The organism is Halomonas hibernica (assembly GCF_013183775.1).
In the GTDB taxonomy this organism is placed as follows: Bacteria; Pseudomonadota; Gammaproteobacteria; order Pseudomonadales; family Halomonadaceae; genus Vreelandella; species Vreelandella citrativorans.
On record NZ_VIFN01000002.1, the window covers coordinates 26,495 to 45,000 of the forward strand.

Annotated in this window: 18 protein-coding genes; 5 read left to right on the top strand and 13 right to left on the bottom strand. The window is 54.2% G+C overall.

Annotation, left to right across the window (positions count from 1 at the left end):
- Positions 1-7 precede the first annotated feature (7 nt).
- The gene (locus FKN99_RS04465; protein ID WP_172116798.1) at positions 8-394 is read left to right on the top strand and encodes a hypothetical protein; all 387 of its coding nucleotides are present in this window, start codon (positions 8-10) and stop codon (positions 392-394) included.
- Positions 395-1,071: 677 nt separating this feature from the next.
- Entirely contained in the window at positions 1,072-1,404 is a 333-nt protein-coding gene (locus tag FKN99_RS04470; RefSeq protein ID WP_172116776.1) for a hypothetical protein, read from the top strand.
- A gap of 83 nt (positions 1,405-1,487) precedes the next feature.
- Here FKN99_RS04470 and cysZ read toward each other — a convergent pair whose 3' ends face one another.
- From cysZ to FKN99_RS04500, 6 genes are all read right to left on the bottom strand, one after another.
- Entirely contained in the window at positions 1,488-2,228 is a 741-nt protein-coding gene (gene cysZ, locus FKN99_RS04475; protein ID WP_172116799.1) for a sulfate transporter CysZ, read from the bottom strand.
- Between the two features lie 76 nt (positions 2,229-2,304).
- The gene (gene phoU, locus FKN99_RS04480; protein WP_172116800.1) at positions 2,305-3,030 is read right to left on the bottom strand and encodes a phosphate signaling complex protein PhoU; all 726 of its coding nucleotides are present in this window, start codon (positions 3,028-3,030) and stop codon (positions 2,305-2,307) included.
- Positions 3,031-3,074: 44 nt separating this feature from the next.
- Positions 3,075-3,890: a phosphate ABC transporter ATP-binding protein PstB gene (gene pstB, locus FKN99_RS04485; protein ID WP_172116801.1), complete on the bottom strand. Its 816-nt coding sequence runs from the start codon at positions 3,888-3,890 to the stop codon at positions 3,075-3,077.
- The gene (gene pstA, locus FKN99_RS04490) at positions 3,884-5,293 is read right to left on the bottom strand and encodes a phosphate ABC transporter permease PstA (protein ID WP_172116802.1); all 1,410 of its coding nucleotides are present in this window, start codon (positions 5,291-5,293) and stop codon (positions 3,884-3,886) included. The genes pstB and pstA overlap by 7 nt, the downstream gene beginning before the upstream one ends.
- Entirely contained in the window at positions 5,293-6,408 is a 1,116-nt protein-coding gene (locus tag FKN99_RS04495; protein WP_172116803.1) for an ABC transporter permease subunit, read from the bottom strand. The genes pstA and FKN99_RS04495 overlap by 1 nt, the downstream gene beginning before the upstream one ends.
- A gap of 98 nt (positions 6,409-6,506) precedes the next feature.
- Positions 6,507-7,457, bottom strand: a complete 951-nt coding sequence (locus tag FKN99_RS04500; protein WP_253926967.1) for a PstS family phosphate ABC transporter substrate-binding protein — start codon at positions 7,455-7,457, stop codon at positions 6,507-6,509.
- Positions 7,458-7,540: 83 nt separating this feature from the next.
- Between FKN99_RS04500 and FKN99_RS04505 the strand changes: the two genes are divergently transcribed.
- Positions 7,541-7,954, top strand: coding sequence for an acyl-CoA thioesterase (locus FKN99_RS04505; protein WP_087110319.1), 414 nt, complete (start codon positions 7,541-7,543; stop codon positions 7,952-7,954).
- Positions 7,955-8,038: 84 nt separating this feature from the next.
- Here the strand turns inward: FKN99_RS04505 and FKN99_RS04510 are convergent, their stop codons facing one another.
- The 3 genes from FKN99_RS04510 to hexR all read right to left on the bottom strand — a co-directional run bounded on the left by FKN99_RS04510 (position 8,039) and on the right by hexR (position 12,395).
- Positions 8,039-9,127, bottom strand: a complete 1,089-nt coding sequence (locus FKN99_RS04510; protein WP_172116804.1) for a TRAP transporter substrate-binding protein — start codon at positions 9,125-9,127, stop codon at positions 8,039-8,041.
- 128 nt (positions 9,128-9,255) lie between these two features.
- Entirely contained in the window at positions 9,256-11,454 is a 2,199-nt protein-coding gene (gene uvrD, locus FKN99_RS04515) for a DNA helicase II (RefSeq protein ID WP_172116805.1), read from the bottom strand.
- Positions 11,455-11,540: 86 nt separating this feature from the next.
- Positions 11,541-12,395: a transcriptional regulator HexR gene (gene hexR / locus FKN99_RS04520; RefSeq protein ID WP_172116806.1), complete on the bottom strand. Its 855-nt coding sequence runs from the start codon at positions 12,393-12,395 to the stop codon at positions 11,541-11,543.
- A 272-nt stretch (positions 12,396-12,667) separates the two neighbouring features.
- Between hexR and FKN99_RS04525 the strand changes: the two genes are divergently transcribed.
- The gene (locus FKN99_RS04525) at positions 12,668-12,886 is read left to right on the top strand and encodes a PA3496 family putative envelope integrity protein (protein WP_087110325.1); all 219 of its coding nucleotides are present in this window, start codon (positions 12,668-12,670) and stop codon (positions 12,884-12,886) included.
- A gap of 71 nt (positions 12,887-12,957) precedes the next feature.
- On the opposite strand, the gene FKN99_RS04530 is transcribed toward FKN99_RS04525, so the two are convergent.
- Together FKN99_RS04530 and FKN99_RS04535 are read right to left on the bottom strand one after the other, a co-directional pair.
- Positions 12,958-14,301 carry a sodium-dependent transporter gene (locus FKN99_RS04530; RefSeq protein WP_172116807.1) on the bottom strand — a complete coding sequence of 448 codons (1,344 nt, stop codon included), beginning with the start codon at positions 14,299-14,301 and terminating at the stop codon, positions 12,958-12,960.
- A gap of 152 nt (positions 14,302-14,453) precedes the next feature.
- Positions 14,454-15,308, bottom strand: a complete 855-nt coding sequence (locus FKN99_RS04535; RefSeq protein WP_172116808.1) for a DUF72 domain-containing protein — start codon at positions 15,306-15,308, stop codon at positions 14,454-14,456.
- 110 nt (positions 15,309-15,418) lie between these two features.
- Here FKN99_RS04535 and aroQ point away from each other — a divergent pair, with 110 nt between their 5' ends.
- Complete coding sequence (aroQ, locus tag FKN99_RS04540; protein WP_172116809.1) at positions 15,419-15,865, top strand: type II 3-dehydroquinate dehydratase; 447 nt, start codon at positions 15,419-15,421, stop codon at positions 15,863-15,865.
- A 219-nt stretch (positions 15,866-16,084) separates the two neighbouring features.
- Here aroQ and FKN99_RS04545 read toward each other — a convergent pair whose 3' ends face one another.
- Both FKN99_RS04545 and purU read right to left on the bottom strand, forming a co-directional pair.
- The gene (locus FKN99_RS04545) at positions 16,085-17,467 is read right to left on the bottom strand and encodes an L-serine ammonia-lyase (protein ID WP_172116810.1); all 1,383 of its coding nucleotides are present in this window, start codon (positions 17,465-17,467) and stop codon (positions 16,085-16,087) included.
- A gap of 154 nt (positions 17,468-17,621) precedes the next feature.
- On the bottom strand, positions 17,622-18,488 hold the full coding sequence (gene purU / locus FKN99_RS04550) for a formyltetrahydrofolate deformylase (RefSeq protein ID WP_172116811.1): 867 nt from the start codon (positions 18,486-18,488) through the stop codon (positions 17,622-17,624).
- Positions 18,489-18,506 lie beyond the last annotated feature (18 nt).

Here is an 18,506-nt window from a genome sequence, read left to right on the forward strand (position 1 = left end):
AAGGAACATGATGTCCAAGGAACTACTCAAGAAAGCTGGGATTTTAGGTGTAACATTCGGTTTACTGGCAAGCCCCTTCGCTTTTGCCCAAGAGCCAGTAGATCCGAGCCACGATATTACAGCTGATGAAGAACCCATGCAGCCGCAATCATCTGGTACAGGTACAGGTGCAGGTGGTGATGCATCTACCTATGATGCAGACGACCTTTCAGATATGAACGGTGAAAGTGCAGGCGATACTACTCGTCCCGGTGCAGGTTCTTCTCAACATGAAACTCATAATGAGTCGATGGATGGTGGTCCAACGGGTGTAACAGGTGGCGGCGATACGTCATTTGAGCCGAGCGACCTGCCTGAGCAAAATAGCTCTGTGACCACTGGTCAAGACCAGTGACCAGCGGTTTAAACACTCAGTGCTAAAAATTTGTACTACAGTTTAGGAACGAGCACGGGATAAGGATGTCCCATCGCATGGATGCTCACCGATTCATGGATTGAATCAAGCGACAATCAGAGCGTTAATCAGAGCGTTAGTCAGGGTAAATTCCAAGGTTGGAGTCCCGCAAAAGGAGTGGAAGCTAGCGCTAGATATTGTCCATAGATGCGAGGTTAGGGCCCTGCCATGGCAGGGCCTAATCTTGTTATGTAGCCCTTGATGAGCAGTCGTGTTTGGCTGGTTTTAAAACTGAACCTTTCCTATCTACGTTTTTTTAACATTACCCTCGCTCAAATAGTTTTTTCACGATTCTCTTGTCCCACGGCGTGATGACCCCTTTCATGCTTTTTAAACGCAAAGGTTGATAACGAGCTTTTTAGCTTGTTCACCATGGTGCTGTGCCAACACTAAAAAAATGTTAGCTTGTTATTTACTTGGATAGCTTTATTTGTGTGGTCGTGTTTAAAAATATTTTTAATCCTTCAGCATTTCACGAATTTGGGATGTTTGGGCACTTGGACCATAATCTTGCAGTCAAAGGCACTGATCGCTTCTCACCCTTCAGTGCAATGGTATTTACGTTAGTGTGATAATAGCCAAGACAGGTGAGCGGCACCCCACATCAGGAGAGCGTTATGTCATTTAAAGCAGTTTTAAAAACGGTAGGTATTTTAGGTATTTCTATCGGTTTGATTGCAAGCCCGCTAGCTTTTGCCCAAAGCTCTATTGAGCGTACTAAAGATCGTGCAGTCGGCAGCGATGTCATCGACATGCCGCAATCCACTAGCACGTCTAGTCCTCACTACTCACCCAGTGAGCTTAACCATAGTCAGCGTGATCATATGAACGGCAACTATGCACCGTCAAGCCAGCTGCAGCGGGATCAGGATGGCACCCAGCGTCGTAACACCCATTCGTTCGAATCGACCGAGTTAAATCACAAAGAAGGCGATAGCCTGGACTGGTAAACCACTACTGAAAGCATTAAAAACCCCGTTAAAGCGGGGTTTCGCGTTTAAAAGCGTAGAAAAAAAGCATGACTTTTCAGGTGTTACGAGGGCCGCTGGATCGTAAGCTCATTCGCCGTACGATAATATTGGTCCCACATGAGTACGGCTCCTGCTACGGCCCCCGGAATCAGAAAAAGATTGGCAAGCGGTATCCAGGTAACCAGAGTAACGAGCCCGCCGTAGCTGAGGCTTTGCCACCAGCGCCTGGAAAGCCGTTGACGCATATCCTTGAACGAGACCTTATTATTATCCATAGGATAGTCCAGATAGGTAATGGCCATTACCCATGCGGAGAACAGCCCCCATAGAATCGGCGCAAAGAGGTTGAGCCCTGGAATCCAGCTGATGATAAAGAGGGCAATGGCGCGTGGGGCGATATACGCGAGTTTGACCAGCTCTCGGCCTAGCGCATCAAGCGCCGTTTTGGTCAGCCCGCGATCATCCAGCGGTATACGGCCTGTTTCTTGAATTTCCACTTTAGCCGCTAAAAAGCCGTAAAAAGGCGCCGCAATAAAGCTTGTGATCAGGGTAAAGGTGAAGAATACAATGACAATAAGGCTAACCACAAACAGCGGCCAGATCAGCCAGGAAAGCCAATCCAGCCAAGCAGGTACTAATGTCATCCAGTGGTCAATCCAGCCTGAAAAGCGCGTAATCACAAAGCTGAACATGGCGGCATAAACAATAATATTGACGAGGATAGGAAGAAAAATATAACGCCGCAGGCCTTTTTGATAGACCAGCCGCGTACCTCGGCTAAGCGCTGTTATTGCATCCAACATTCAAGCAGTCCTCATCAATACAAACGTCCAGGCGGGTGTCCGCCCAGACGTATTGCAAGAGGAAATGCCTCATGGGTCAAGGCTTTTTCGTTACCTTCTGGTCGACGGTGTCCAGGTCGCTATGTCGAATATCGAGCCCCTTCACGAGATACACAACGTACTCTGCCAGGTTGTCGGCATGGTCGCCGACGCGTTCCAGCGCGCGCAGCACCCACATAATGCTGAGTATTGAACTAATTGAGCGCGAATCCTCCATCATGAAGGTCATCAATGAGCGCATGGCACTGCCGTACTCATCATCGACCGACTCATCTTCACGCACTACCTTCATCGCCAAGTCGGTATCGAAACGGGCAAAGGCTGTCAGCGCATCGCGCAGCATTTTACGTACATGCTCACTGATATGACGAACTTCAATTAAGCCACGAACCGTGCTGGTGTTTTCGCTGAGCAGGATTGCATTACGCGCAATCTTGCTGGCTTCATCGCCGATACGCTCAAGATCTGAAGTGGCACGAATAACGGCAAGCACCAGGCGTAAGTCTGATGCTGCAGGCTGGCGGCGTGCCAATACACGGGTGCACTCTTCATCAATTTGCAGCTGAAGATCGTTCACTTGCCGGTCGTTATCGCGCACTTTTTCAGCCAAGCGGGTATCGTTTTCCAGCAGGGCGAATACGGCATCCTGAACCTGTTTTTCCACCAGGCCGCCCATGGCCATCAGGTGGGTTTTTAGCTCTTCCAGCTCCTGGTTGAACTGGCGCGAGATATGCTGGCTGTGGGTATCGCTCGTAATATCCATTGAGCACTCCTGATGTTGGGTTAGTTAGGCCTGATGATTGACGACTACGTCATGCGGCCGGTGATGTAGTTCTCGGTGCGCTGTAAACGCGGATTAGTGAAGACCTGGTCGGTAGGGCCGTACTCAACCAGCTCTCCGTTGTGTAGAAAGGCCGTATAATCGGAGACCCGTGCGGCTTGCTGCATATTGTGGGTGACAAGGATAAGGGTTAGCTGTGATTTAAGGTTACGAATCAGCTCCTCAATCTTCAGCGTTGAAATTGGATCAAGCGCTGATGCCGGCTCATCCAGTAGTAGCACATCCGGTTGAACGGCTAGCGTTCGAGCGATGACCAAGCGCTGCTGCTGACCACCTGATAGCTGCCACGCTGAACGATGCAGGCGGTCTTTTACCTCATCCCATAGGGCTGCTGAGGTCAGCGCCCACTCGATAATGTCATCGCGTTGCCGCTTGGGTAGGCGATGCTGTAAACGCAAGCCAAAAGCGACATTTTCATAGATCGACATGGGAAACGGATTGGGCGTTTGAAACACCATGCCTACCCGGCGGCGTAGCTCGGTCACGTTCATCTGCGCAGCGTAAATATCCTGCCCTTCAAGCTGAATATGCCCACTGTGTTCCACGCTCTCGTTAAGGTCATGCAACCGGTTAATGGCACGTAGCAGTGTTGACTTGCCACAGCCTGAAGGCCCAATAAAGGCCGTTACCCGGTGGCGTGGCACACTCAACGTTAAATTACGCAACGCCGATTTCCCCGCATAGGCGAGGTTAAATTGGTTGATACTCAAGGCGCAGTGCTCGGATGAAAAGTGCGTCACCGGCGCCTGTGGGGCATTGGCTATATCTAATGACGCTAGCATTCGCTTCCTCGTTGGCGCCTAAAATAATGACGCAGAAATATGGCAGTTAGGTTAAGCACCAAAATAATAACCACTAAAAGAAGCGCCGTGGCGTAAACCAGAGGCATAGCGGCCTGTACATCCTCGCCATGAAAAGCAGTATCAAATAGATGATAGCCAAGATGCATGAATTTGCGCTCCAGATGCACATAAGGAAACTCACCGTCGACCGGCATTTGCGGAGCTAACTTGGCAACCCCCACCAGCATAAGCGGCGCGACTTCGCCTGCGGCGCGGGCGATAGCGAGAATAACGCCGGTTAGCATGGCAGGAGTAGCCATGGGCAGGACAATACGCGTTAGCATTTCCAGACGGGTGGCCCCCAGCGCTACTGCCCCCTCACGCTGGGCATCGGGGATGCGAGCAAGCCCTTCCTCGGTGGCCACAATCACGACAGGAAGCGTCAATAGCGCGAGCGTTAAAGAGGCCCATAAAAGACCGCCGGTGCCAAACGTTGGCGAAGGCAGTGTATCGCTAAAGAACCAGCTATCCAGCGTGCCGCCAATGCCGTAAACGAATACGCCAAGGCCGAACACGCCGTACACAATAGAAGGCACGCCCGCCAAGTTGCGTACGCCAATGCGTACTAACCGGGTAAGTCGGTTTTGATGGGCAATTTCATTAAGATAAATAGCGGCCAGTACGCCAAAGGGGGTGACGATTACGGACATTAAGATGACCATCAGCACAGTACCGAAAATAGCCGGCCATACGCCACCGCTGGTATTGGCCGCGCGTGGTCCCTCGCTTAAAAACTGCCAAACGTTAGTGCCCCAGGTGTGCGTTTTTTGCCACCAGGACATGGCGTTAGGTGCCAGTGCCTGGCTAACGCTGTCCAAAGATTGGTGTAACGTCTCGCCCTGTGCCGTGACCAGCAGCAGTTGCCCCGGCGGGCGCTGATTAGCCGGTAGGGTAAGCGCGTTGTTTAAATAGTCCCACGCTTCGCGGCCATGCAACGATTGTTGAGCGGTTTCTACTGCGGCCAGACGACCAATAAAACTGCCCCACGGAGCACGTTCGAGGCGGATCAGGTCGTGCGGTGTTGTACGTGAGGTAATATCGTCGATATCTACCCAGTGCCAGCTGACGCCGTCTACATCACGGTTACCTTTAAAATAGAGGCGCTCAACCCCTGCTTCCTGAGGCAGTGGCGTTTCGCGAATAGCTTGCCCTGCAACAACGCTACCCGAGCGTAGTGTTATTTCTTCAAGCGTGGCGGGCCAAAAATGGCCTAACCCACGAACAAGCAAGAGTGTAAGTAACGCGCTTAACATTAAAAGTGACAAGGCAACGCTAGCGGCGCATAGCCACGGCCATAATTTATCGAGCCGATGCTTGGAAGCGGAGGCGAATAGGCGGCTCATTAGTAATGCCCCACTTTATGGTAGCGGCGGCGCATACGTAAGCGCACCGCTTCGGCCAGGGTGTTTACTAAAAACGTAAATAGAAACAGTACCAGCGCCGCTAGAATCAGGTGATGATAGGTAAACCCGCCGGGGGAGGCTTCTGGGAGCTCAATCGCGATGGCGGCGGCCATTGAGCGCATGCCTTCAAAGGGGCTGGCGCTCAGCAGAGCGGTGTTGCCACTGGCCATTAACACAATCATGGTTTCACCTACCGCACGACCCATGCCAATCATCACCGCAGAAAAGATACCCGGCCCCGCCGCTGGTAGCGCGACTTTCCATAGCGCCTGCCAGCGGCTGGCCCCGAGCGCTTGGGCGCCTTCCATCAGGGAGGGCGGGACGTCGGCAAGGGCATCTTCGGCAAGAGAGTAAATGCTGGGTATTACCGCAAACCCCATGGCGATACCTACAATCAGCGCATTGCGAGTGACGTAGTCCATGCCCCAGCGCTGTTCTAACCAGCGGCGCAGATCGCCGCCCAGAAAGAGTTGCTCCAGCAAGGGCGTCAACCACACCGCCAGTGCCACCATGCCGATAAGCCAGGGTACAAGCCATAGCCCGGCCCAGGAAAATGGCAGTCGCCGATGCCAGCGAGACGAGGCCATGTACCAGAGTACGCCCGCAAGCCCCGCGCTGATTGGTAGCCATACCAGCAGCACCAGCGTACTGGCCAGGTTTCGCTCCACCCATGGAGCAAGTACTAAACCGGCAATAAATCCCACTACCACGCCGGGCATTGCCTCCATCATCTCAAGAGTCGGCTTAATCCGGCTGCGCAAGCGTGCTGACATGAACAGCGCCGAGTACATGGCGGCGCCCAAGGCGAGAGGTAGCGCGAAGAGCATCGCCGCCAAGGCCGCTTTAAGCGTTCCCCATACCAGTGGCGAGAGCTTATCGAAGGAAAAGGTCTTATCCAATGCCAACAGCGGCAGCGTTTCCCAAAATAAAAACACGCCAATCGCCAGAATCGCGAGCAGCACCGCGATGCCCCCCGCCGTAATAAGGCCGGTGGCGACACGATTTTTAAACTGGCGTAGCGGCTGATAAGAAGCAGGAACGCGAGGTGGGATCATATCAACATCATAGGGAAGGCATGGCCGTCGCGAAGATGGGTTGCATGGTGAGTTCTCCTTACTCTAAGACACTTTTATGACAATTGGATGATAGTGAGCTACCAGTGTTGCTGATTTGCGAGTTCATCATCGGGCAGCGGTACAAAACCCGCCGCACGGGCAATTTGCTGGCCTTCTTCCGATAAAATAAACGCTAAAAATGCCTGCTCGGCGGCGGGTAGTGACTCATCTGGCGGCAAATTAACGTAGAGGTAAAGATCGCGTGATAGCGGGTACTCGTTACGCTGAACAGCCTGCTCGCTGGGCGCGATTTCTTCCCCCTCCTCGGTAACAAAGCGCAGCGCATGTACCATCGGTGTCAGGTGATTATATCCGGCATATCCCATGGCGTTGGGCGACTCACCCACGGCCGCGACAACAGCAGAAGAGCCCGGGTGCTCGCTGATGTCGCGGCGGAATTGGCCATCACACAGCACCTCGTCCTGAAACAACCCATAGGTGCCCGATGCCAGGTTGCGCCCATGTAGGGCGATATTTCCATAGGGCCACTCGCGTGTGGCGGCCAATTCGCTCCAGCGTCTTATCGGCTTATCGGCGCCGCACGCTTGGCCGGTGGAGAAAATGGCATCGGCCTGTTGGCGCGTAATGGCCCGCAAGGGGTTATGACGATGAACGACCAGAATAAGCGCATCTCTGGCCACCTTAAGTTCTAGCGGTGGGTAACCGTAGCGATCGATAAACGCTTGTCGCTCTTGGTCATTCATGGGGCGTGACATGGGGCCAAGCCGTGCAGTGCCCGCCGTAAGCGCTGGCGGTACGCTGGCCGAGCCAGTAGCCTGAAACTGCACGTTAATCTCTGGATAGCGCACGGCTAGCGCCTCGCCCCAGCGCAATATGAGTCCGGCCATGGTGTCGGAGCCAATCGCACTCAGAGTGCCGCTAATCGGTTGTGGTTGCCCCCAGGCAGCTGATGCGAATAGCATTAGTACCGTGGTAAGCGTAAAACACAGGCGATTTTTCTTCCCTGACGACCAACCAATGCGCTTCAAACGTATGCCCTCGTATGATTAACTAATGCCTTATATTGCTATGCAGCAACCACACAACAATAACCCTATTAAGCGACCGACTTATGACACTTTTAGAAACCGACCTGGATGATGCTCCGGCCCCCCAAGGTCTGCTCACACTCAAATTACTGGCTTCTCGACAGGATACCAACCTTTACGGCGATATTTCGGGCGGGTGGCTGGTTAATCACATGGATCAGGCGGCAGAACTGGCAGCCGGTCGTGAGGCCGGCGGGCGTACTGCGACAGTGGCCATCGAATCGATGGATTTCTTAAGCCCTGTGCGCGTGGGTTCCATGGTGAGTGTTTACACTCATGTACAGGAAATTGGCCGCAGCTCTCTTAAGATCGATGTCGAAGTATGGGTGCGTATTCCTCATGGGCGGCGCCTTGAAGAGCGCCAAAAAGTCACTGAGGCGCGTTTCGTCATGGTCGCTCTGGACGATAATGGTCGTATCCGTGCCGTGCATGGTTAAGGCCTGCTGACCCTTCATCAGGTTGCACAATGGCTTGCAAAAAAAGGGCGCCTGGGCGCCCTTTTTATCAACCGTGGGTAGCGATTAACCGCCAACGGCATCACGACCTTTCAGGTAGGCATACTCGCCGATATCACTAAACGGGCGGATAAGGTTCTGGAAGTTAGCGTACGACTCATAAATGCGCCGTGAGTCTTCATCGCCCTCAACCTGGTTTTGGATCACGGTTTGCGAGGATTCGTAGAGTGCCTGAACAACATCGTCGGGGAATTCGCGTAGCTGAACGTTATGCTCATCAACCAGTGTCTCTAGCGCCTGCGCGTTGCGGTAAGCGAACTCCGTGTACATGGCCAGGTTGGACGCGCGTGCTGCTTCGCGAATAACGTCCTGCAGATCTTCTGGCAAGGCGTTCCAGGCATCCAGATTGATCATCGTCTCGACGGTTGCGGTCGGCTCGTTCCACACCGTGGTGTAGTAGTAGTCGGCCACTTGATGCAGACCAAACGCCATATCGTTGTAAGGGCCTACCCAGTCGGCGGCATCCAGAACACCCGTTTGCATCGAGGTAAAAATCTCAGAGCCTGGCATATTCACGGTGCTGACACCGATGCCGTTCATGGCTTCACCGGCAAGTCCTGGCAAACGTAGTTTAAGGCCCTGCATGTCGTCCAGCGAGTTGATCTCTTTCTTGAACCAGCCTGCCATTTGAGGGCCAGTGTTGCCCACTGCGAACGGCTTAAGATTATGCTTGGCGTAAACCTCGTCCCACAGCTCCTGACCACCGCCGTGATACAGCCACGCATTCATCTCTGTCGTTGACATACCAAAGGGCACGGCGGTAAAGAACTGGGCAGCTGGAAGCTTGCCACGCCAGTAATAAGGCGTGGAGTGGCCCATCTCTGCCGTTCCAGCCGATACCGCATCAAACACTTCCAATGCAGGTACCAGCTCGCCTGCGCCGTGTACGCGGATTTTCATACGGCCGTTGGAAAGCTGCTCAACGCGGCGAGCGAAGTCGTTGGCGCCCGTGCCTAGCGCCGGGAAGTTCTTCGGCCAAGAGGTCACCATGTCCCAGGTATACGTTTCATCTGCGTGCGCGGTCGCTACAAAGGGGGCGGCAGCGACACCGGCAGCACCTAAGCCAGCGGTTTTTAAGAATTGGCGGCGTTGCATGGCGGCTATAACTCCGAATAAATACGATTATTATTGCGTTACGCGTGAGCGTACGTGTCCGCTCGCCAGTATGCGCTAACCCGGTTTTATTGGGCAACCTGTTAAGACACTTCCCCTTAACATAGGCGTTACAGCGGGATTAGCTTGGCAAACCCCAGCACTAGCCACTTAACGCCCTCGCCTTCAAAGCTCACTTGTACTCTGGCGCGTGCGCCTTCGCCTTCGGCATTAAGAATAATGCCTTCACCGAAGACGGCGTGGCCAACACGTTGGCCCACATGCAGGGCAGGTAAATCGCCATCGCTTTCAACACGCTGCTGCGCAAAACTGGTGCGGGCGGCGGTCACCGGGCGTGAGATATGGCCGCGCAGGCGAACTTCTTCAAGCAGGTGCGGCGGTAATTCACGCAAGAAGCGCGAGGGACGCGGAAACACCTCTTTGCCGTGTAAGCGGCGAGTTTCTGCGTGGGTCAGGTAGAGTTTCTGCATAGCACGGGTAACGCCCACGTAGCAGAGCCTGCGCTCCTCTTCCAAACGCCCCGGCTCTTCGAGCGACATTTTATGCGGGAACAGGCCCTCTTCCACACCGGCAATAAATACCACCGGAAACTCGAGGCCTTTGGCAGAGTGAAGCGTCATTAACTGTACGCTATCTTCAAACTCTTCAGCTTCATGGTCGCCCGCGTTAAGCGCCGCCTCGGAAAGAAATGCTTCCAGAGCGGCCATGCCTTCGCCCGCCTCGGGCGTTTCAAACGCATCACCCTGGGTAAAGGCTCGGGCAGCGGTGACCAGTTCTTCGAGGTTTTCGACCCGCGCCTGGCCTTTCTCTCCGCGCTCACTTTTATGGTGCTCAATCAGTCCCGTGTGCTCGGTGACGTGATCGATAATTTCGTAAAGGGTTAAGCCTGCTGCGTCGTTATCCAACTGCTCTATCAGGTTGGCAAACGTTTGTACCGCATTGGCCGCACGGCCCTTTAACGTACCATCCTGAAGGGCATCATGCAGCGCCTGCCAAAGTGAAATACTCTGTTCGCGCGCGCGCAGGCGCAGAATTTCCACGGTACGCGTGCCAATGCCGCGGGTCGGCACGTTGATCACGCGTTCAAGCGAGGCGTCGTCATCGCGGTTAAGCAGTAAACGTAAATAGGCGAGGGCGTTCTTGATTTCCAGGCGCTCGTAGAAGCGGTGGCCGCCGTAAATGCGATAAGGCATGCCTTGACGAATCAGCGTCTCTTCCAGCAGTCGGGACTGAGCATTGGAACGGTAGAGAATCGCAATATCACGGCGGTTAACGCCTTCATCGACCTTCTCTTTGATAGTGTCGACGATATAACGTGCCTCCTCCAGGTCGTTAAACCCGGCGTAGACAGAAATAGGCTCGCCCTCGATACCATCGGTCCACAGGTTCTTGCCCAGCCGGTCACTGTTATGACTGATCAGCGCATTGGCAGCATCCAGAATGGCACTGGTTGAACGGTAGTTCTGCTCAAGACGCACCGTCTGCGTTTGTGGGAACTCCTCCTCAAACCGGCGAATATTCTCGACCTTGGCGCCGCGCCAGCCATAAATGGATTGGTCGTCATCGCCCACTGCGGTCATGGGGGTTTGCATGCCGCTCAGCAGCTTTAGCCAGGCATACTGCAAGGTGTTGGTGTCCTGAAACTCATCCACCAATATGTGCCCAAAGCGCTCACGATAATGATTTAAAAGCGCCGGGTTATCCCGCAGAAGCTCAAGACTTCTAAGCAGTAGTTCACCGAAATCCACCAGCCCGCCGCGTTCACAGGTTAATTGATAGCGCTCGTAAAGCTCTACCATTTGCGCCATGTAGGCATCGCCGTCAACGTTCACCTGATACGGGCGTAAGCCCTCTTCCTTGCAGCTTGAGATGAACCCCTGGACCTGACGCGGCGGAAAGCGCTCATCGTCAATGGCGTAATCCTTGAGCAGCCGCTTCACCAGCCGGAGCTGATCATCGGAGTCAATGATCTGGAAGTTTTGCGGTAGCCGGGCGTCCTGCCAGTGGGTTCGAAGCAGGCGGTGAGCAATAGAGTGGAACGTGCCTACCCAAACATGGCGCAAGGAGATTCCCTGCAGGGCTTCAAGACGCGTGCGCATCTCGCGGGCAGCCTTGTTGGTAAAGGTAACTGCCAGTAGCGCATAGGGCGACAGGCCCTCTGCCTGCATCAGCCAGGCAATTCGGTGAACCAGTACCCGGGTTTTACCGGAGCCTGCACCGGCCAGCACGAGAAGATTGCCCTGAGGAGCGCTGACTGCCTCACGCTGGGCTGTGTTGAGCTGATCGAGTATCGCCGTGACGTCGTCCATAAAAGCCGCTGCCGGATCGAAAAGGGGCGGCTAGTTTAGCACAGCAGGCGAACTGGCTGTGCATACAGGCGTTAGCGTACGACGATTTAGTTGTCTTCAGGGTAGCGCAGGGTATTCAGGCTTTTCTTCACCGATTTAAGCTGCTCAGCCAGTTTGGGGCCGCGGGTTTTGGCAACGCCCACGGCGAGCACATCAATCAACACCAGGTGGGCGATGCGAGAGCTGAGTGGCGTGTAGATCTCGGTATCTTCGTGAACATCAATATACAGCGGCAGGCTGACCTCTTCTGCCAAGGGGGAACCGCTGGGGCACAGGCCAATCACTGTAGCGCCCGCTTCACGGGCCAGGCGTACGCTGGCGACCAGTGCTTTGGTCCGGCCCGTTTGAGAAATAGCCACCACCACATCGCCCTCTTTAAGGGTCACCGCTGACATGTTCTGCATGTGCGGGTCCGCATAGGCCGATGTAGATATCTGTAAACGGAAAAATTTGTGCTGCGCATCAAACGCGACAGCGCCTGAGGCGCCAAAGCCGTAAAACTCAACCCGATTGGCCATCGTCAGCGCATTAACCGCTTGGCCCAGCGCGTCGTTATCGAGCCGGTCACGTACCGAAAGCAGGGTGCCGACCGTGGAGTCAAAAATACTGTGTGAGAACTCAGCAACGGAGTCACTGTCGTTCATTGAGAACTGCGCGAATTGGCTGCCAGACGCCAGCATTTGCGCTAACTGCAGTTTAAAATCCTGAAAGCCATTGCAGCCCAGGGCGCGACAGAAGCGCACCACGGTAGGCTCGCTAACGTTGGCTTCGGTGGCGAGGTCAACGATCCGCATGTGGATAACCTCGTCAGGATTACGCAGTACAAAGCGTGCCACTTTTTGTTCGGAGCGGCGAAAGTGCTCCATGCGGCGTCTCATCTCATCGAACAGGGCGCGACTCACGTTCAGCTCCTCGATTATCCAGTGCGCGCGTTTTGTACTGCGCGCTTTGCTGTATTTGTCAGCATTTGCCACAGTATGCCTGAGTGATGGCATAAAAGGGCAGTGAAACGATGTTTAGGCGTGCGTTTAAAAGGCGTTAACGCATTTCGCCAAGTTTCGTCATCATACTGTCAAGTAAGGTATAGTAAGAAGTGAAGTGTCGCACTGCATCATTCAACAGTCGCCACAGATGCAGGTGGACGAAGACATATTCACCTGGAGGCACGTCGATCATGAAAAACGTCGAACGAATTACCTCGGTCAAAAGCGAGTTGCTGGATATTTTTATGGGCATGGAAGTGGATGAGCATGCTCAGCGCCAGCGTAGCGCCGCACAACGCAATTTACGGGCTCGCCGAGGAATTGAACTGCATCGGGAGTTTCAGAAGTTATACCGGGATATCGCCCCCCTGCCAGACGATGACGAACGGCAAGAGAGCGAGTTGCACTAACGGCATGTAGCTCGGTGTTTAAGCAGTACCCATATAGTGCTGCCCTGCCAAGCGGCAGGGCGTAGGTATCGCTAGATCAAGCCGGTCAGGAATACGATAATCACACCGAGTGGTGCCACGTACTTGGCGAGTAGATTCCACAAGGTGAAATCGTAGATATCTAACCGCAGCTCCTTGCGCGCTTCTTCTTTGTCCAAACAGAGCGAGAAGAAGATAATCGCGCCCAGACCCGTCAGCGGCAGCAAAATCTTGCTGGTGAAGGTGTCGAGGAAGTCAAAAATGTTGAGGCCGAATAACAGTACCTCGGACCACACATTAAATGACAGCAGCGCCGCCACACCGAGTACCCACACCGCAATACCGCTCGCCAGTGTCGATCCTACCCGGCTCAAGGGCGTGCGCTCTTCGATTGTCTCAACGACCGGTTCCAGCAGCGAGATAGCCGACGTAATGGCGGCAAACGTCAGCAGCAGGAAGAACATCAAACCGAGAATAGTGCCGCCCGCCATGTTGCCAAAGGCCAGAGGTAGCGTTACGAAGATGAGTCCCGGGCCTTCGCCTGCGCTTAGCCCGTTGGCGAACACAATGGGGAAGATCGCAAGACCTGCAAGCAGGGCAATGACCGTATCCAGGATGATAACGGTACGCGCTGTGCTAATCAGGTTGACGTCTTCGCCCAGATAAGAGCCATACGCCATCATGATGCCCATACCCAATGATAGGGTGAAGAAGGCTTGGCCCATCGCCGCTAGTACGACACCACCGTCGAGCGCACCCCAGTCAGGGCTGAACATGAACGCAAGTGCTTCACCGAAGGAGCCGCTTGTTACGCCATAGCCGACCAGAATCAAAAGAAGCACGACCAGCGCAGGCATCAGAAGTCGTGAAGCGGCTTCAAGCCCCTTGGTCACACCACGCGCCACGATACCAATGACCAGCACCATGAACGCGGTGTGCCAAAGTAGAAGCGTTGTAGGGCTGCCCAGCAGGTCGCCAAAAATAGCCCCGACGGCATCAGCATCCTGGCCGTTAAACGACCCGATCACCGACCCCAGCGTGTAATTGAGTGACCAGCCGCCGATAACACTATAAAAAGATAGAATTAAAAAGGCCGCCAGAACGCCACTAATACCGATAGTTGCCCAAGCCCTGGAGCGTCCGTGACGCGTGGCAAGGTCGGACATGGTGTTAATCGGGTTTTTCTGGCCCCGGCGACCAATCATCCATTCCGCTACCAGAATGGGCAGGCCAACCAGCGTTACGCATGCAAGATAGACCAGAACAAAAGCAGCGCCGCCGCTTTCACCGGTCATATATGAGAAGCGCCAGATATTCCCTAAGCCTACCGCTGAACCGGCAGCGGCAAGCACAAAGCCCATACGCGATGACCATTGTGCATGTGCAAGTTTTGCCATACATCACCTACTGTTAGTTGAATTGTAATAAGCCGCTATGCGCCCCATTTACGCATGTTCGAAAAGCACAGATGGCTCTGCGCTTTTCAAAGAGTATGCGCAATTTATCCGATCAAGAGGCCCCGTGCCAGTTAGGTTAAATTAATATTAGCTTAAAACAACAGGTTTTGTGCCTCACCTGGAAAGTCGCTAAGCGGGGGTAGGTCGGCAAGTTCGCCAAGCGCATTGTATAGCTGACGTGCCATCTCGGGAGACTCGCGATTATCAGCAGTATGCACAAATAAGAAAGGGGTTTTCCCCTGACTTATCCACAGGTGGAGGCGGGCTTTCCAAGGGGCGAAGTAGTGCGTATTAATCGTTTTGTCAATATGGCCAATAAAGCGAACGACCGGAAAATTACCTGTGGAAAGCACGTGTAACGGGAGTTTCGGCTTTTCCTGCTGAGCGTGCGCAAGTCCCGCGTGGCCCTCGGCAGGGGTTGAAAAGACAGGGCGTACATCCAGCATTACACGGTTGGCACAATAAGTTATCAACAATTGGTTAAGGGCTTTTTCAGCTGCGCCTTTGTGGAAAAAAACAGGATGACGAACTTCAACCGCGCATGGTAAGTGAGCGGGCCAGGCAGCCAGTAAGGCCTCTAGCTTTGGTAGCTCATCGGGACCAAAGTCGCGCGGTAGTTGGACCATGGTAGGGCCGAGACGATCATGCAATGGTTCAAGTACGGCTAAAAAGGACCAGACATCATCCAAATGGGTAAGCCGCTGGTCATGGGTGATACTGGCAGGTAATTTAAAACAGAAGCGAAAATGAGCAGGTGCTTGGCGAGCCCAAGCGGCAACGGTCTCGGCCTTTGGCGCACCGCTATAAAAGGTCGTATTGCCTTCCACGCTTGAAAATACGCTGGCATAGTCGCTGAGCAGATCTGTCTTGGCGTGGCGGGCATACAGGCTGCCTTGCCAATCCTGGTTGGCCCACATGGGGAGGCCTAGGTAGAGGGGGAGGGTCATACGCCAACGAGCCTGCTGCATTTATAAAGCGTACTAATGTAGCATGAATAGATGTTTTAACGCCGCCGTATAACGGGTCGATAGCCCTCAATAACAGACAAGGAAATCCAATGCCGACTACGCCACGTGTCCTGGTGCTCCATGGCCCTAATCTTAATTTGCTGGGTGCTCGGCAACCGGAAATCTACGGTGCTGCAACGCTTGATGACGTCAACAGTCTGTTACTTGAAAAGGCGACGACTGCGGGGTGGAAAATTGACTGCCTGCAGAGCAATCATGAAGGCGTGCTGATTGATGCCATTCATGCGGCAAGGCTGGATGGAACCCTAGCGATCATTATCAATCCAGCCGCCTATACGCATACCTCAGTAGCCATTCTGGATGCGCTCAACGCTTTCGATGGGCGGGTCATTGAAGTGCATATTTCCAATGTGCATAAGCGCGAGAGTTTCCGGCATCACTCCTATATTTCGCTGCGCGCGGACGGTGTGATTGCGGGGCTAGGCATACAGGGATACTTGGCGGCAATGGATGCTGTCGTGAATGGCGTTTGTTAAGCGAGCTTGTTGGCTGGTGCTATCGCAGCCAGTCTTGGGTGGGCAAGATTATAAAAAGGTAGGCGTTTTAACTGGGAATGTGTGCATGCTTTGGAGGGTCGTGGTCAGTGTAAAAACAGATAACGTTCCCTGTCATACCGCTAGGTATGACAGGGAACGTTATTGATCCTACCAAAATGATCTGCAGACACACGTCTTCTCTTGTTGGCCAGCTTTTACCTAACACTCAATCGCATTAACCGCCAAACCACCCTTGGACGTTTCCTTATATTTGTCCAGCATGTCTTTGCCGGTATCACGCATGGTGCGGATAACTTTATCTAAAGAGATAAAGTGAGTGCCGTCGCCGCGCAAGGCCATTTGGGCGGCGTTGATCGCCTTGACGGTGGCAATCGCGTTGCGCTCGATGCAGGGTACCTGAACCAGCCCGCCTACTGGGTCGCAGGTCAAACCGAGGTTGTGTTCCAGGCCGATTTCAGCGGCGTTTTCGACCTGCTCGGGCGTGGCGCCCATCACTTCCGCCAAGCCTGCGGCGGCCATAGCGCACGCTGAGCCCACCTCGCCCTGGCAGCCCACTTCGGCGCCGGATATGGACGCATTTTTCTTGCACAGAATACCGATGGCACCGGCGGCAAGCAGGAAGTCCACCACATTGCGGTCATTGGCACCCGCCTGGAACTTCATGTAGTAGTGCAGCACGGCGGGAATAATACCCGCCGCCCCGTTGGTTGGGGCGGTGACCATGCGCCCGCCAGCAGCGTTCTCTTCGTTCACCGCCAGGGCAAAGATGTTGACCCACTCCATGGCGGAAAAGGTTGTGGCGATCAGGCAGTCGTTCTGCTCGGCCGCCTGCAAGCGCTGATGCAGCTGCCTTGCCCGGCGTTTGACGTTAAGCCCGCCGGGCAGCACGCCTTCGTGGGTCAGGCCGTTATCGATGCACTCGCACATGGCCTGCCAGATGCGCCACAGCTCGTCTCTCACTTCCTGCTCGCCGCGCCAGGTTTTCTCGTTCTCCATCATCAGGCGGCTGATGCTCATGCCTTCGCGCTTACAGATGGCGAGTAGTTCTTCGGCGGAGTTGAAGTCGAAGGGGATCTCGGCGGTGTCCATGTCTTCAAGCTTGGCATCTACCTGGTTTTGGTCAACCACAAAACCGCCGCCTACCGAGTAGTACGTGTTGGCGGTCAGCAGGCTGCCATCTTCGGCAAAGGCGCAAAGTTTCATGGCGTTCGGGTGATGGGGCAGGCTCTCTTCATGAAAGATAATGTCCTGGTCCCATTCAAACGTGACATCTTTCTGGCGCCCCAGCGATAGGCAGCGCGTCTCTTTCAACGCCGCAATCGTGGTATTGATAATCGAAGGATCGATGGTGTCCGGGCGTTCGCCCAACAAGCCCATGATAATGGCATGGTCGGTTCCATGGCCGATACCCGTGGCGGAAAGCGAGCCATACAGATGCACTTCCAGGCGGCTCACCTGGTCGAGCAACTGGCTATCGCGCAGAACGGTCGAAAACTTGAAGGCCGCCATCATGGGGCCGACCGTGTGTGAGCTGGAGGGGCCGACGCCAATTTTGAAAAGGTCGAAGACACTAATAGGCATGGAAGACCTCTGAATGGGAAATAAAAAGTCGACTCACCCAACGTTGGACAGGGGAATCGCGAATTAATGCCGCGTAACCTGGTCCTGGCGTCGATTAATGAGCAGACTTGATGATTGTTCTGTGGATGAAAGGAGTAGCGTCAAGCAAGCGCGGCTAGTTGCCAAATACCACCGTGCGCCCATTGTGCAGAAAGACTCGCCGCTCAAGATGGTAGCCAATAGCGCGGGCGAGCGTCAGACACTCTATATCGCGCCCTTTGGCGACCAGGTCCTCAGGGTAGTGTGCATGATCAACTGGCTCCACCCCTTGAGCAATAATCGGCCCCTCGTCCAAGTCGTTATTGATGTAGTGCGCCGTAGCGCCTACCAGCTTAACGCCTTTTTCGTAGGCCTGGTGGTAGGGCTTGGCACCTTTGAAGCCCGGTAGTAGTGAGTGGTGAATGTTGATGGCTCGCCCGCTCAAAAGCTCGCACATGCTCGGTGACAATACCTGCATGTAGCGCGCCAGAATTACTAGCTCCGCCCCGGTATTCTCAATAATCTCGAGTACCTGGGACTCCTGCTCGGTCTTGGTCTCGGGCGTGATAGGCAGATGATAGTAAGGCAGATCATGCCAGCTTGCTAAGGGCTCAAGATCCGGGTGATTGGAGATAATCGCCTTGATATCCAGTGGCAACTGCCCGGTACGGTAGCGATAGAGTAGGTCGTTTAAGCAGTGATCGGCCTTGGATACCAGAATGACCGCACCCGTGCGCTTGGCGGGAGGGGTCAGCTCAAACGTCATACCGAAATCGGTGGCGCGCGGCAGAAAATTCTCCTGAAACGCCTGCTCATCAAACGCTTCTCGCTCGGGACGAAACTCCGCTCGAATAAAAAAGCGTTCACCCAACCGATCATCAAATGAGCTCAGTTCGGTGATATAGCAGTGCTGCTCTTTTAAAAAGCGGGTCACCACATCGACCGTGCCCAGAATGCTGGGGCATTGGGCGGCAAGTATCCAGGTATCCGTCATTCGGCTCATGGCGCTTCTCTTTCATCA

What these genes read in the sequence shown, in the direction of transcription:
- phoU (WP_172116800.1), bottom strand. Translation starts at nt 3,030, where the DNA reads ATGGATATTACGAGCGATACCCACAGCCAGCATATCTCGCGCCAGTTC.
- FKN99_RS04545 (WP_172116810.1), bottom strand. Translation starts at nt 17,467, where the DNA reads ATGCCTATTAGTGTCTTCGACCTTTTCAAAATTGGCGTCGGCCCCTCC.
- pstB (WP_172116801.1), bottom strand. Translation starts at nt 3,890, where the DNA reads ATGCTAGCGTCATTAGATATAGCCAATGCCCCACAGGCGCCGGTGACG.
- FKN99_RS04530 (WP_172116807.1), bottom strand. Translation starts at nt 14,301, where the DNA reads ATGGCAAAACTTGCACATGCACAATGGTCATCGCGTATGGGCTTTGTG.
- FKN99_RS04535 (WP_172116808.1), bottom strand. Translation starts at nt 15,308, where the DNA reads ATGACCCTCCCCCTCTACCTAGGCCTCCCCATGTGGGCCAACCAGGAT.
- FKN99_RS04495 (WP_172116803.1), bottom strand. Translation starts at nt 6,408, where the DNA reads ATGATCCCACCTCGCGTTCCTGCTTCTTATCAGCCGCTACGCCAGTTT.
- FKN99_RS04525 (WP_087110325.1), top strand. Translation starts at nt 12,668, where the DNA reads ATGAAAAACGTCGAACGAATTACCTCGGTCAAAAGCGAGTTGCTGGAT.
- pstA (WP_172116802.1), bottom strand. Translation starts at nt 5,293, where the DNA reads ATGAGCCGCCTATTCGCCTCCGCTTCCAAGCATCGGCTCGATAAATTA.
- FKN99_RS04510 (WP_172116804.1), bottom strand. Translation starts at nt 9,127, where the DNA reads ATGCAACGCCGCCAATTCTTAAAAACCGCTGGCTTAGGTGCTGCCGGT.
- FKN99_RS04465 (WP_172116798.1), top strand. Translation starts at nt 8, where the DNA reads ATGATGTCCAAGGAACTACTCAAGAAAGCTGGGATTTTAGGTGTAACA.
- purU (WP_172116811.1), bottom strand. Translation starts at nt 18,488, where the DNA reads ATGAGCCGAATGACGGATACCTGGATACTTGCCGCCCAATGCCCCAGC.
- FKN99_RS04470 (WP_172116776.1), top strand. Translation starts at nt 1,072, where the DNA reads ATGTCATTTAAAGCAGTTTTAAAAACGGTAGGTATTTTAGGTATTTCT.
- aroQ (WP_172116809.1), top strand. Translation starts at nt 15,419, where the DNA reads ATGCCGACTACGCCACGTGTCCTGGTGCTCCATGGCCCTAATCTTAAT.
- cysZ (WP_172116799.1), bottom strand. Translation starts at nt 2,228, where the DNA reads ATGTTGGATGCAATAACAGCGCTTAGCCGAGGTACGCGGCTGGTCTAT.
- uvrD (WP_172116805.1), bottom strand. Translation starts at nt 11,454, where the DNA reads ATGGACGACGTCACGGCGATACTCGATCAGCTCAACACAGCCCAGCGT.
- FKN99_RS04505 (WP_087110319.1), top strand. Translation starts at nt 7,541, where the DNA reads ATGACACTTTTAGAAACCGACCTGGATGATGCTCCGGCCCCCCAAGGT.